The sequence below is a fragment of the Paraglaciecola sp. L1A13 genome (assembly GCF_009796745.1).
Lineage (GTDB): Bacteria > Pseudomonadota > Gammaproteobacteria > Enterobacterales > Alteromonadaceae > Paraglaciecola.
In genome coordinates this window covers 2301843-2316458 of the sequence record NZ_CP047024.1, presented here as the reverse complement: position 1 = coordinate 2316458, position 14616 = coordinate 2301843, and the positions used below count along the sequence as shown (strand labels likewise).

Annotated in this window: 9 protein-coding genes; 3 read left to right on the top strand and 6 right to left on the bottom strand. The window is 44.0% G+C overall.

Annotation, left to right across the window (positions count from 1 at the left end; translation table 11 throughout):
- Positions 1-90 precede the first annotated feature (90 nt).
- The 3 genes from GQR89_RS09595 to GQR89_RS09585 form a co-directional block, all read right to left on the bottom strand.
- Positions 91-801: a hypothetical protein gene (locus tag GQR89_RS09595; RefSeq protein WP_158769841.1), complete on the bottom strand. Its 711-nt coding sequence runs from the start codon at positions 799-801 to the stop codon at positions 91-93.
- Positions 801-1073 (bottom strand): helix-turn-helix transcriptional regulator, encoded by a 273-nt coding sequence (locus GQR89_RS09590; RefSeq protein WP_158769840.1) that lies wholly within the window; start codon positions 1071-1073, stop codon positions 801-803. The genes GQR89_RS09595 and GQR89_RS09590 overlap by 1 nt, the downstream gene beginning before the upstream one ends.
- A 176-nt stretch (positions 1074-1249) precedes the next feature.
- A complete protein-coding gene (locus GQR89_RS09585) occupies positions 1250-2905 on the bottom strand; it encodes a cation:proton antiporter (protein ID WP_158769839.1) in 1656 nt (551 codons plus the stop codon).
- Between the two features lie 825 nt (positions 2906-3730).
- Here GQR89_RS09585 and GQR89_RS09580 point away from each other — a divergent pair.
- Complete coding sequence (locus tag GQR89_RS09580) at positions 3731-4090, top strand: DUF2750 domain-containing protein (protein WP_233269134.1); 360 nt, start codon at positions 3731-3733, stop codon at positions 4088-4090.
- Positions 4091-4173: 83 nt separating this feature from the next.
- Here GQR89_RS09580 and GQR89_RS09575 read toward each other — a convergent pair whose 3' ends face one another.
- Positions 4174-5556 (bottom strand): GntP family permease, encoded by a 1383-nt coding sequence (locus tag GQR89_RS09575; RefSeq protein WP_158769838.1) that lies wholly within the window; start codon positions 5554-5556, stop codon positions 4174-4176.
- 180 nt (positions 5557-5736) lie between these two features.
- Positions 5737-6090 (bottom strand): RidA family protein, encoded by a 354-nt coding sequence (locus tag GQR89_RS09570; RefSeq protein WP_199271400.1) that lies wholly within the window; start codon positions 6088-6090, stop codon positions 5737-5739.
- Positions 6091-6518: 428 nt separating this feature from the next.
- On the opposite strand from GQR89_RS09570, the gene GQR89_RS09565 reads away from it, so the two are divergent.
- Entirely contained in the window at positions 6519-7193 is a 675-nt protein-coding gene (locus GQR89_RS09565) for a hypothetical protein (RefSeq protein ID WP_158769837.1), read from the top strand.
- Position 7194: 1 nt separating this feature from the next.
- Positions 7195-11247 carry an alpha-1,6-glucosidase domain-containing protein gene (locus GQR89_RS09560; RefSeq protein WP_158769836.1) on the top strand — a complete coding sequence of 1351 codons (4053 nt, stop codon included), beginning with the start codon at positions 7195-7197 and terminating at the stop codon, positions 11245-11247.
- A gap of 135 nt (positions 11248-11382) precedes the next feature.
- Here GQR89_RS09560 and GQR89_RS09555 read toward each other — a convergent pair whose 3' ends face one another.
- On the bottom strand, positions 11383-14469 hold the full coding sequence (locus GQR89_RS09555; RefSeq protein ID WP_370461071.1) for a UvrD-helicase domain-containing protein: 3087 nt from the start codon (positions 14467-14469) through the stop codon (positions 11383-11385).
- Positions 14470-14616: the final 147 nt, after the last annotated feature.

The window sequence follows — 14616 nt, the reverse complement described above, 5'->3', positions numbered from 1 at the left end:
CCACCAAAGTGATTATCAAGGATATATCGGCAATGTCACATAGAAGGTTAAAATGAACGTGAAAAAAAATCGTTTTATAGAATTAAACGACTAGGCTTTAAACCAGTTTTTTGATATCAGAATGTAGCCTTGGATTAAAACCAAAAGCGCAGAATAAGTTGTTAGACCATGGAAGATATAAGGTGCAGCATAGTAAATGTGTGTGCTTGATACATCAAATACACGGCGTAATATATACTCCACTAAAACGAGTTGGTGCAGTAAAATGTAGAAGAAAACTAATTGATACAAAGTGTGATCTAAGTTCAGTGAACGATATTGGGTTGGGAAATATTTCGCCATAATGAACACGCGAGCGAATAAGAAATGGCGTACCCAAAGATTTATCGTAAGTAATAATACGTACCAAAAAATCATTGGCGCTTCTTGACTCGTCAAGTACCAATAGCACTCTGTGGTTAAACATAAACCCACAACAATTACCGTCGGCAAACGCATACTATCTTCAGAAACTTTATACAGGGTATAACAGACAGCTAAATAGGTAAGCAGCTTCAATATAAGTTGGAAATGCTCACTGATAACAAGAGGATACAAAATTTCGGATGATAAATTCGCAGCAGCAGATATAACAATAATACTGACTATATTTATGTCGCGAATGAATAACACAGCAACAAAGCCTAGTAACGCAAGATAGATTTTTTCAAATAACAGACTGTCGCCGTAAGTTAAAAATCCGGCGCAAACAAATAGAACAGAACCAATGAATTTGGGTATGCGGGTCGAGCTAAAGAACACTAGAGTCTATCGGTGATAAATTTAAAGTAGCCTACGATTTGATTAACGAAATTGTTGCGGGTTTCTTCTTTGGCTTTACTACGACAAACAGACCACCACTTTTTAACAACTTCAATTTGTAGCGTGCGTAAAGATTCAGGCTTATTGTTTTCGATGGCAGAAACCGTTTCTCTACTTAACCCTACGCGCAGCGCGAGTTCCCCCTGCGTGTAGCCCGCCTCTTTTCGGAGGTTTCTTAAAATAACAGGCAATTCACTACTGTGTAAATCCATAAATATAAAGCCTAAAGAAAGCGGTTAATTAATTCGACTCCTTATGGTAACTATTTTACGACACCTATGTAAAGAAATATCACCCGCCTCACTAGATTAAAAATAAAACAGTTCATAAACATTTATTCCAATTGCTTATACTTCAATCAGTAAAACACCTGAGTAAACGTAATCTATCAGCCAGATACGGTATCACTTGACGCTTCAAATTCATCCCGATTGCCACTGTTATCTAAGGCTATACTCTTTTTGACCAATAGACGCGCAGTTTCACGATCAGCATGCACGAATGCATTAATGCCTAACCCATCTAACGCCTTTTTCTCTTCTAAACTATTTATCTTCACAATCACCTTCGCACCCGGGAAGTAATCTAATACTGCCTTGCAAATGATCTTTTTACTGACCAAAGACTTCACCGTTAAAATCACGCTGGTGGATTGCTCTATCTTCAACGATTCAAGCACTGGGCGTTTATCCAAATGGCCAAAATATGCCATATAGCCCCGCTCTCGGGCGAGCAATACATGTTGTAAGTTGTCAGAAATAATGACGAAAGGTATCCCCTTCTCCGTTAGCTCTTTCGCAACTATGCGCCCCACGATAGCGAAGCCGCAAATAACCGTATGATGATGTGCATCGATGGGGGTGATTTTATCTGACTCGAAAAACTCGACGACAAAGTAAGAAGCAAGTTTGTAGATATTGTTAACCATAAAGGGGGTAACGATCATCGATAACACAGTCACCAAAATTAAGAAACTACCCAGCTCATAGGAAATAATGTTTTCACTGATAGCGAGAGAGAAAATAGCAAAGGAAAACTCACCTATCTGACAAAGGGCTATAGCCGTTTTAACCGCATCACTTTTATTCGACTTGCGGCGGATCAGCGCAAAGATAAACAATCCTTTAACCAACATAGCTAATGCCAAAACGATCATCACCCAGAAAAACTCTTGGTAAAAATAAGCAATATCTATTTTGGTACCAATAGAGAAAAAGAACGCACCAAGCAATATATCTTTGTATGATGCTATATCCGATTCGACTTTCACATGAAAGTTAGTTTCAGCGATGATCATACCTGCGATAAAAGCTCCTAACGAGTATGTGAAACCCATTTCATGAGCCAATATCGAAGCACCAATCACTATGGTTAAAACGGAGCCTAAAAACAGTTCTTCTAACTTCGCATTGGTTGAAAAATGCAGTAACCACTCGATCAGTTTTTTGCCCAATGTGAACATAAATAAGATCACCAGTGTCGCTGAGAGTAACGTGTTTAAAAGTACATCACCCATCGACAACTCACTGTTAGCCAAAAAACTAATCAATAGTAATATAGGAATAACCGCTAAATCTTGAAAAATAAGGATCGCCACCGACTTTTCACCGTAAGGGGTAACGACATCTTTGGACTTTTTAAGGTAACTCAGAACGATAGCGGTTGACGATAAACTGAACGACAACGCGATAATGACAGATGCGGTGATGGTCTGAGAAAAAAGGTAATAGGCGATGGCAAAAATAAACAAGGCACTACCCGCAACTTGCACAAATCCATTAAAGAAGACCAACTCTTTCATTTTTTTCAATTTATTAAACGACAGCTCAAGGCCAATGGTGAACATTAAAAACACTATGCCAAATTCACCAATTAGATCCAAAGAGTGCAATTTTTCACTGTCGTTAAAATGGAAAATATTACTGATAATTGTACCGGTAATGATGTAGCCGATAATGTGCGACACCGAAAACTTTTTCAGCACTATGTTCAACACACTGGCTATAGCCAATGAAATAAAAATAATCAGTAAAATCGAATCCATACTTAGCCTATCTATAATGCATTTACAGTGAAGTATACATACCACTAACAAACTTATAACAAAATGGAACTACAATCGTTATTTTTTACACCTTGGGATATAAGTAGAATAAACCCAAGGCTCCCCTATGTCCACGTGATTAGAAGTGGCGCAAAGCAATGATGTTCATTACCACCAGGGCATTTTGCACTTATGACTCCACTGAAGACTAATCTCATGGCTTGGTCATTACACCAAAACAACTGCAGATCATTTGGCACGTAATAAGTACATAGAATACTGGTCGCCCTAAGTCATCAGCTCGCAATATCTAGTCATGTGTCCCCACACATTGAGTCATTTCTGCCGAGATGATTGGCATCGCAATGACACCTAGCGCAGTACAACAATGAATGTTAACAATGAAATACACCGATCTAATGTGTGCACTGTCACGGCCGAGCGCCGAGCGCCGCACGCCGCGCCAGCAGATTTGCACGCAGTTGAATAAGATTTAACAGCACGACCTAGACATTTTCCTGCGAACAGTTGGTTTCTATTTGGCTTATACAAAGCGTTCAAGGCACGGCATACGATGACTCAGCCTGCAATGGTCAAACAACGCTTTGAAAAAGCCTGTCAGCATACCGATATCAAATTAACCGCTTGAGTCTTACATGAGTATTTGCTTAAGGATCCCTCTCTACTAAATAAGCTCAAAATCCCCCTGACTGATCCCTAAAGCCTAATGTTATAGAGGCTTTGAGGAGAATCTTCAATCAGCCGTTGTGAGTGGCTTATTTACTCCGTATCATGGCGCCACAAACCAGCCACACAGAGCTCATCATGACAGATACCCATATCGATTCAGCCGATTTTATGGCCCAAGTAAAAAACACCCAAATCTTGTGGGCATTGCAGGACAAAACCAGTGAAGGCTGGGTGATTTTAGATTCCATTAACTTTGAAGAAACAGACGTCATGCCTCTTTGGTCCAATGCTGAATTAGCGAAAGAGCACTGCATTGACGAATGGGCCGATTACGTACCTAAAGCCATTACCGTATCTGACTGGTTAGAATTTTGGATTGAAGATTTAGCTGAAGATAACGTTGTCATCGGCATTGAATGGCGTGACGGCGGCGAATACCTAGAAGTAGACCTAGCTGACTTCAGCCAAATGCTTGCTGAAGTCGAAGCGTTCTAAGTAATTTAACGCACGAGCAATAAAATAAACCTTTAATCGCGTGTTATAAAACAGCAGCTTAGGCTGCTGTTTTTATATATGCGTTAGAAAATCCAGCTCAGTGTTAAGGCAAAAATAAAGGCGATACTACCCAGTAATGTTTCCATTACGGTCCAGGTTCGTAAGGTGGTTTTTTCGTCCATGTTGAGTAAGCGACTCACTAACCAAAAGCCTGAATCATTAAAATGTGAGAGTACCGTTGCGCCACCCGCAATTGAAATAACCAAACAGCACAGGTCAACCGCCGACAAATCTGTGGTAACAGCAACCATGGGGGCTAATAACGCAGCAGTCGTCGTCAATGCAACAGTAGCGGAGCCTTGCGCTACACGTAAACTAGCAGAAATGATAAAACCCGCGACTATCAGCGGCATGCCAGTATCAGCCAATAGTCCAGCAAGTGCATCGCCAATTCCACTGGCGCGCAGCACACCACCAAACATACCACCAGCCCCAGTGACCAAAATCACCCCGCAAATAGGGGCTAAAGAATCACCGCACCAAGACTCTATTTTGTCCATACCGTAACGACGACTGAAAATGGTGATACTGACTAAAAGCGTAATCAATAATGCCACCGGTGTTTTGCCCAATAAGCGCAGGATATGCACCACTGAACTGTCCCCTGCAATCACATTGGCTGCTATTAATGTATTTAACCCCGTATCCATAAAAATTAAAAATACCGGCAGTAGCAAAATCAAAATAACGCTAGAAAAACTGGGTAAAGCCGTCTGCTCACTAGAAGGATTATCTGTATTTGAACTGAACAAAGAGTGCAAAGGTATATTAAAGTGTTTACCCGCATATTGACCGTACAGATAAGCGCCCAAATACCAGGTTGGAATTGCGATAATCAAACCGACCAACAACAATAAACTGATATCAGCCCCCAAAAATCCAGCCGCCGCCACAGGTCCTGGATGAGGGGGAACAAACGCGTGCATAACGGCAAACGCTCCAGCGGCAGGTAACGCATAGGTTAATACTGACCCATTGAAACGACGTGCTACGCTGAAAATAATCGGCATCATCACAATTAAACCAGCATCAAAGAATATCGGAAACCCAAAGCACAAAGAAGCAATGCCTAATGCAAGCGGGGCTTTGTCAGACCCAAAGCGATTAACTAAATTATCCGCGAGTACCTGTGCTCCTCCTGAAACTTCTAGGAGTTTGCCGATCATCGCTCCTAGCCCTACAAGCAAGGCAACTGATGCCAATGTCCCACCAAAACTGCTCATTAAAGTAGGCACTACGTTCGTCACTGAAATGCCAGCTATCAGTGCAGTCACTAAACTGACCAAAGAAAGGGCAATAAACGCATGCAAGCGCAGACGTACAATCAACAATAAAAGGGCTACTACAGCGCCTAACGCGACGGTTAATAAATACCAAGGTTCGTGCACAAAAGGTAGGTTTTGCATTGTTCATCTTTTGACTTGTTGTTATTTAACAATAAATTAACACCAAAAGAAGGTGAATTCATCCTATGTCAGCGCTTTGGTGGCAAAAAGACTTTAAGGGCTAAAATTAGTGCAGATTGACGTTCTATTTTTGGCGAAATTCTTTGCGACTTTCAGGAAAAAAGTCGCTAGCATGATATTTTACTTTTGCGCTGCAACTACTGAAATTTCGACCAAAAGTTCAGGTCTCGCCATAGCAGCTTGAACGCAAGCTCTTGCAGGTGCTTGTCCCTCGGGTACCCAAGCATCCCAGACCGAATTCATCCCTGCAAAATCGGCCATGTCTTTAATATAAATAGTCGCTGACAACATGTGCTCTCGAGAGCTATTCGCACTCAGTAGCAACGCATCAACCTTGTCCAACATGGTCTGTGTTTGTTCTTCGATGCCTTTACTGGCATCGGCCGCCACTTGCCCACACAGGTAGACCGTACCTTGGTGTATTACAACCCGGCTCATTCGTTGCTTTATTTCTTTACGTTCGATTATAGTCACACGACCCCTCTGAATTATTCGTTTTTAATACTTAAAATCAAGCATAGGATCATAGCAAGTCAAATGCATCAAGGGATAGTGTTTACTTGGTCTTTCAGTATGAACGTTACACGTCCGCTCGATATGTTCAAAAAAATGTATGGGAAACTTGTTTGTCACTAGGCTTGTTTAAAGGTAATTGCCCACGAAATCAGATCCTTCCCTAAGGGTGTAATCATCAACGCAAATAACGCGTTAATTTGTCATCTATAACAGCAAAATCGACTACTTAATAAATCATTATCATATTTTCACTGCATACGTATTCATGGTTTTTTGGGTCAAATTCTATGGTCATAAGTTTTTTTTCAATTAAAGTTTTATGTAAACCACTTGTCAATATTTTGTTGCGCAAGTGCGTTATCACTTTTACCCAAAGAGGCCGACCATTGAAAACCACTCCAAAAATATTACCATTATTGTGCTTATTACTTGCTACTAGCGCTCAGTCTGCATTGGTGACCAATGGCGACTTTCAAAGTTGCGACTTTACCGACTGGGAAAGATATACCGATGGGGTAAGTCATACCAGCCCCAGTGCTGATTTCGCTATGGTGAATAATGCTGGGGCGTGCCAAGGGGAAATCAGTATCAATTTGGCAAGTGGTGCCAGTGCATTTTTTGCCAATACCTTATCAACCAAAATGGATTTTACTGCTCAGAGTAATGCCCAATTATGGCTCAGTTTTGACTGGCTATTTAGCGGTCTTGATGATGATTCAGACTTAGCCGACGTATTTTTTGTCAACTTCACTAATAATCTCGGTGATATAACCGACGCTGATGCTAGCCCTGGATTTTTGCTCGGGCCCACCAGCACCTACGGCTCGGGTACCTATTCGATCATGCTCGATAATAGCTTCATTAATCAGTCAGGTTGGTATTTAGATTTCAACCTAGAGGGCGGATTCACCCCAGACTCATTTTCATCAACGTTATTGATCGACAATGTGGCTCTTAGATCTGTCCCTACAAATGTGACTGCTCCCCCTATGGTGGCGTTGATATTACTTGGCGCTACAGCGTTGTTTATACGACGCAAACAATCTAACCGGACTATCTAACATGAAACTACTTATTCGTATAAATGTATTATTGATGCTGCTTTTAGCGCCTTTGGCCGATGCTGCTTGGCAAAATACCGACAGCAGTAATTTTAGTTACGCATCGCGACCCGTTTATGATCGCGTTAATCGCCAATACAGCGCCATAGTTACCCTGACGAATACAGGGAATGATATCAGTGGTCCTATGCGTGTGCTGTTCGATGCCAGTAGTCATAACATTATGAACAGCCAAGGTACGCAAAACGATGCACCTTTTATTGTCTTAAACATCAATGAACTCGCTCCTGGCGCATCCCACAAGTTCACGGTTAAACTTAGCTTAACCCGCGCCGCACTCGCCATGGACATGCGATTACAAGCAGACCTACCCCCAAGCACAGACCTTACATTAGCGGATAATCAAATCGCTTTATTTTATAAGCGCGAAGATGCTAATTACCAAGGTTGGGGATTACACCTTTGGAATGGTGAAGGCTGTGGCGATTATGGCGCACCAACCACTGATGATAGCCACTTTGCCAATTGGGCCGATCCCTACCCAATTGATGGCGAACACCCTATATACGGCGCCTATTATATTCTGACCATTACCCCTGGTGCATCCTGTTATAACGTTATTGTGCATAACGGTGACAACAAAGCTTTGGGTAACAGTAACAGTCGTTTTGAACCAGGCAATGGTCAGCAAGCATTTGTGTTTGATGGCTACCCAGAGCTTTGGTATGAGCCTATTGAGTCTCGCCCTTTTGCCATTGATGGCGCTAAGGCACACTGGGTGACCCCGAATGCCTTAGTGTGGCTCACTTCTAGTAACGCCGCCGAATATCGCTTATATACATCAGCCGATGCCGCTTTATCCAATGTCAATACTGACAGTTTAGCCAACGCTAGCTTTACTCCCTTAATCATGGCGAATGTGGACTCAGCAATATATGCACAAGACACACAACTAAACGGCTTTAGTGGCTTTACCTTAAACCTCACCGATGCCCAAGCAAGGCAATGGGCCAAACAGCAACTACTTGCCGTAGCATTCGATGCGCAGGGCGAAATGATCGAGGCGACCCGAGTTCAGATCCCAAGACTAATAGATAGTCTTTATACCAATGGGGCACATGACGCAGATGAAGCAGAGCTTGGTGTAACCTATACCAGTAGCACCATTACCACAGCGCTTTGGTCGCCCACTGCCACGGCCATCAATTTAGTGGTTTACAACAGTCGTAAGCAAGCTATTGCCACTCATGCTATGACCTTCAATACGCAAAGTGGTGTTTGGTCATACAGTGGGGCTAGAGCAGCGCTTGATCGTCAGTTTTATCAGTACGATATAACGGTTTATCACCCACTTACCCAACAGAATGAACAATTAGCCGTTACTGACCCCTACTCCGTTAGTTTGTCTACTAACGGCCGTTATAGTCAGTTTGTTGATTTGCTCGACGAAGACTTGAAACCCACTAACTGGGACGCGCACACAGTACCCACTATCATTGACCCAGAAGATGCGATTATCTATGAAGGACATATTCGCGATTTCAGTATTCTCGATCAAAGCACTAGTGCAGCTCATCGGGGAAAGTATCTAGCCTTTACTGAACTCAACTCTGTGCCCATGCAACACTTGCAAAGTTTACAGGCGGCGGGGTTAACCCACTTTCATGTATTGCCTGCCAATGATATTTCCTCAGTCGAAGAAGATATCAACCAACGGGTAGATTTAACCGACACGGTTGCTAAATTATGCCAACTTTATAGCGCGGCGCCCGTTTGTGGGGTGCAAAACGACCAAGATACCCTCTTACAGGTGCTGCAAAGTTACGCCCCCTCAACTACCGATGCTCAAGCACTCGTAGAATCTATGCGCGCTATGGACGGGTTTAACTGGGGTTATGATCCTCAGCACTTCGCTGCACCTGAGGGCAGCTATGCAACGGATCCAGATGGGGTTAGCCGTATCATTGAAATGCGGGCCATGAACCAATCTTTGCATCAAATCGGCCTACGAGTGGTGCTTGATGTAGTATATAACCACGCCGCTTCATCTGGCCTGTATGATAATTCAGTGCTAGACAAAGTCGTACCTGGCTATTACCACCGTTTAAACGAAACCAGTGGCCAAATTGAAAACTCCACCTGCTGCGAAAACACCGCCACCGAACACAAAATGATGGCGAAATTGATGAATGATTCATTGGTTAGTTTTGCTGAGCATTTTGGCTTTGACGGCTTTCGTTTTGACTTGATGGGGCATATTCCTAAACAAGCGATTATGGATGCGCGTGAAGCTGTGCGCGCCGTAGATGCAGACACCTACTTTTATGGTGAAGGCTGGAACTTTGGTGAAGTCGCTGATAACCGTCGCTTTGAACAAGCGTCACAACTGAATATGGCTAGCAGCGAGATTGGGACCTATTCAGATCGTCAACGCGATGCGGTGCGTGATGGTGCCTTATTTACTGGCGGCAGTATTAACCAGCAAGACGTCATCCGTGTTGGTTTGGTGGGTAATGTAGCCAGTTATCAGTTCGTGGCCGCTAGCGATGCTTATATATCGACCTACGATTACCAATGGAACGGACAACCAGCGGGTTACAGTGATGATCCCGCTGATACTATCAACTACATATCGAAACACGATAACGAAACCTTGTGGGACAAACTGCAATACGCTTTGCCTGCTGATTTAACAATACAAGACCGAGTCCGTATTCAAAACGTGGCTCTGTCTATCCCTTTGTTAAGCCAAGGTATTCCTTTTTTACACATGGGCTCAGATTTCATTCGTTCTAAATCCATGGACCGCAATACCTATGACGCAGGCGACTGGTTTAATCAAGTTGATTTCACTTTCGAAACCAACAACTGGAATAAAGGCTTACCGCTAGCTCAAGACAATCAGAACAATTGGGCCACCATTAGTGAGGTTAGTGCCAACCCAAATAGTGACTTTACCACCACAGACGTTGAGCTCTCAGCTGCATTGTTTAAAGAGTTTCTGCATATTCGCAGTGCCAGTAAGTTGTTTCGATTAAACAGCGCCGAGGATATCGCCCAGCGCATTAAATTTTATAATACCGGCAGTCAGCAAATCCAAGGCCTGATTGTAATGAGTCTTGACGATGGTATTGGCTTAGATGATATAGACAGTAACAATGACGCCATCGTTGTGCTTATCAATGGCAGTGCTTCGGCGCAATCTTTTACGGTGCCTAACGCCAACGGGTTTGCATTACATCAAAGCCAACAGCAATCCGCTGATACCACACTACAAAGCGCAACGTTTAGCAGCGGCACCTTTAACGTACCGGCGCTAACCACGGCTGTTTTTATTAAAATACAAAATGGCGCACAAGGGTATGGGTTATCTGCGTTGCCCCCTTACGGCGAACAACCTATCTATTTACGGGGTGAATTTAATGAGTGGGACACGTCCTTACCCTTTGGTTACCAAGGTAACGACACCTATGCGGTGGATACAAACCTATTACAAAGAGATTATCAATTCAAAATTGCCGATCTAGACTTTGCCGCGGTCAATATAGGTGGAGAATTTACCGTACCTGTCGCAGAGTCAGCAATCCTAAGTAACGGAGCCAATAATTTAAGCTTGAGCTTAATTGCTGATGGTAACTATCATTTTGTATTAGATGCTGCCAATAGCGCTAATCCCACATTAACAATTATTCCTGATGATCCTAATGCGGTGCCGCCCCCCTATGGCAATCATGTGCCATTATTAAGAGGCGACATGAACGGCTGGGGCACTACTTCGCCACTAAACTATGAAGGTAACGGTATATATCAAGGGGGGTTTACACTGGATGCTGGTGGCTATAACTTTAAAATTGCCGATCAAGATTGGGGCGGTAGCGGGGGCTTAAATTTGGGGGCCGATATAGATGTCGCACTGGCCACTACCATCACCCTTTACCCAGACTCTGGCGATAACCTGTTTATCAATTTATTCAATAGCGCCGAATGGGTGTTCACCTTAGATGCCAGCGATCTGGCTAGCCCCACCCTAACGGTGACTGAGCAAGCGCAGTGAATAAAAAAAAGGAGCCCACGGGCTCCTTTTTTATGACTTACCGTAGATTCGTTTTGCCTAAAATCATATTTATACATTCGCTATCTTAAAGCGACGTTTAGCCACTATTTTTTCTACTATTAGCAAATCTCGGGTTTATTCCACACAATCAGCCGGCAAACGCAGCGCATTTTGGTCTACAGTATGTTGGCAACTGGGTTGCTCTTTGCCGCGATAATTGACGCAGCCCCAAAATGCCCCTCGGGCACTTTTACGCAATTGCATGTCGCCATCACACTCAGGGCACAGCGGCACACTATGTCCACAACTTATATCCAAGCACACTTTAAAACCCATATAACGAGTACGCGTCATGGGGCTTTGACATTGCGCACAACTCGGCTCCGTATGGTCACAAATAGGAAAGTGAGAACAACCATAAAAGGTGCCAAATTTTCCTAATTTCTCATTCAGGATCCCAGTTTCACAACTTGCACAGTTAATGTCAGCGAATAAGCGCTGCACCAACGAGCATGTGAATTCCGCTAATTCTACTCCGCCCGTCCCATTGCCCACGTTGGCTTGACTGGCTTGTTCAGTCAGCTCCACCACAAATGCACTCGCATTGGTCATATCCGCTAACACGTACACCCTATGTTTGGCTCGGGTAAGCGCAACATAAAACAATCGTCGTTCTTCTGCAAACGGGTAGACTTCAGCCTGAGGTAACAAAGCATCAAGCAATGGCGGAGTCACTTTGCTGGACGGAAACCCATTTTTTCCTTTGGTCATACCCATGATCACCCCATAATCCGCTTCCTTGCCTTTAGCGGCATGAAAGGTTAAACAGCTAATATGCATGCTTGGAAACTGGGCATTCAATACTCGTAAGGCTGATGCGTCCGGCAATTGAAACCAGAAACGCGCCAACAAATACACGGTCGGTTTGAGGTGATGACTAACAGGGTTGGGTTCAAACTCAGCCTGCGCGGGCTGCGTGTTCTCGTTAATCCGCTTAGTGATAGCTGCCAACGCTTGGGACAGCGCATCTGAGCTTGGCTCTTGGGACGTAGGGCCTTGCTGCGCGCCTCGGCGTAATATCGATACAGCCGGCTCGGAAACCTGTACCAGTGAGCGAATGTTTTTATTGATTTGGCCTGGATTTTGGCTCACAAACGCGGTAGCGACCTCTGCGATTTGGTTATTAAAACGAAACGTCACATCTAACACGCTCCCAGTGGTTGCACCAAAATATTGTGTAAAGTGGGTTGTTAAACTGACATCTGCACCGCTAAAGCGGTAAATAGCTTGCCAATCATCCCCTACACAAAAAAGTGATGCAGGATACGTTGTGTTCTGGCCGCTAGCATCTCGCAGGGCGCGCACTAAGCGTGCACGCGGCTCTGAAATATCTTGAAATTCATCCACCATAATATAGCGCCACGTGGGTACGTATTGCTTTTGCTGAACGTATGTTAGAGCCTTGGCGATCATATCTTCAAAATCAATCTCGCTATTTCTCGACAAATGCTGCTGGTAGCGGTTGTAAACCGGGTTGAGTAAAGTTAATGCCATGCGTATTTGTTCACTATCAGTTGCATTGGCAATCCGCTTTTTAAGACCCTGCTCGTCCAGACATGCCCCTTTGTACACGCCAATTAATTGGCCGAATAATGATGCCAGTTCGGTGATCCTGTTTAATTCGTGCAAAGTGGCGAGTATGGCTTCATCGGGTAAGGGTGAATACACCACTTCATAGGCTTGCAACGCACGCTCAAGCTCGGGTATCAACTGGCCTAAAACATGTTGGTGGTAAAACAGTTCAATACAAGTGGTGCCGTTGCTCTGGTGTAATTGGCGCTTCCAACACATTGCTGCGTGATAAGCATCTTTATCGATATAGTCGGCCGTATTACCCTTTTCATCAATGCCGTAATACTCGATATAAACGCCGTATTCAGGTAAATAAAAGTCAGGCTGATATTGGCGAAAATCAGTACTGGCTACATCGAATTCATATTTAGCTTCATAGCAATATTCAATGCCGTTTCTGAACAACCAATTAGCAATATATAATTCACCAAAGCTCTTAACACGCTGCCCTTTGAACGTGCGAATATCATTGTCGGTTAGGTAAGCGTAATACTCCCCTTGGGTAACAAAATCAAAAGGGCTCTTTTGCACGTAATAATAGTGGCTAAAGTATTCAAATAACTGCTGACGATAAGTTGGCTCGTTAAGCAAAGTTTCAAGGATGCTTTGTATCCATACATTTTTGGCTTTTTCGTCATTCACCCAGGCAGACATGCTGGGTTTTCGCCCTTCTACCTCGGCGATAATTTTCAGGCCCAAGCTATGAAAGGTGCTGGCTTTAATATTATCAATGCCCAGTTTAGCTTTGATACGTTCGTCCATTTCACTGGCGGCTATTTTACCGTAGGCTAGCAATAATATTTCCTGTGGCTCGGCTTGCCCACTTGCCAGTAAATAACCAGCCCGCCCGACCATAACACTGGTTTTACCTGTACCGGCACCGGCTAACAACAGATTATTATCGTCATCTATCACGCACGCACGGCGCTGTTTATCCGTTAACGGATTTGATTCCACCTGATCAAAATAATCGCCGTAACGGACAAGTTGCGTGTTTATAAAGTTTTGCCGAATACTTTCTAGCGCCTCATCATTCCAGCAGTGCATAGCGGTAAGTTTACGCAAAGCCGTTTTAACCTCTTCGCTTACGACTGCGTTTTCGCCCCATGGCAACCAACGCTTATATTCTCTAGCCACTCGCCCCTTGATTGCAGTTAGCCGAGACTGGCGCAAATAGCGCGTTTCAATCGTCTGCTCAATTTTGCCCACTAACGTGAGCAACGTATGTTGATGATACGCCGCCCATAATCGCTGAACTTGCTTGGCGCACCGTGCGGTGCTGCGATAACCCAAAAAGTGGTTTTCGTAAACGACACCTTTTGCCCTAATGATCATCGTAACCCCCAACCAGCGCCACTCGAACTGGGGTGGCGAGTCCAGTTGCTGCCACGATAAAGACTGGCCATTCGCTTGGCGGCTAACCGCATTTCCATCAGGTAAGGTAATACCTTGTGAATTAAAGACAACCGAGCCTCGTTGCCCTGAAAACCAGCGGCCAAACCAGCTCAATGCAATGCTACAGTCGGCTGCGTCATGTTGAGTACTATTTGCTTGCTTGGTGGACTGCTGCTTCGTACTCGCCGAGGTAATAACTGGGGTGGGTTTCGAACGCAAAGGTAACCTACTTCATAATGGTGTTGAGTTTAGCGGAAAATTAATCTGTGGTGATCACCACGTTCAGCCCAAAGGCTATAGATATCACGCGCTATTGTAGCAGTTACTAGGGGGTATACGCAC